Annotated in this window: 1 protein-coding gene; it reads right to left on the reverse strand. The window is 74.1% G+C overall.

Features of this window, described 5'->3' with window-relative positions:
• Positions 1-367: hypothetical protein (locus IF89_RS39845; protein WP_043195030.1), on the reverse strand; the 367-nt coding region annotated here is incomplete at both ends.

Raw genomic sequence — 367 nt, forward strand, 5'->3', positions numbered from 1 at the left:
GGCCGTAGTCGGTGTAGGCGCGGGCGGTGAGGGTTTGGGCTGACGGCCCGGTCTCGAGGACGGTGTTGCCGCGGCGGTCGGCGTGCAGGTACCGGGCTGCGCCGGGGGTGCCGGTGAGGGTGCGTGCCTCGCGGCCGCCTGCGGGTCTGGTGAGGTAGCTGCCGGTGCGCGGCTGGCCGTCTGCGCCGCCTGGGGTGTGGGTGTCGTTGGCGATGGCGCCGTCGGGGGTGTAGTGGAAGAGGACGGTGGTGCGGGTGCCGTCGGGGGCGGTGGTCTCGGTGGTTTTCCGGCTGCCGTCGGCCCAGTAGGTGTAGGTGCTGCGCAGGCCGTCGGCGGTGGCGGCGGTGGCGGGCTTGTTGTCGGGGTT

Source organism: Streptomyces sp. NRRL F-2664, assembly GCF_000719345.1.
GTDB lineage: Bacteria > Actinomycetota > Actinomycetes > Streptomycetales > Streptomycetaceae > Streptomyces.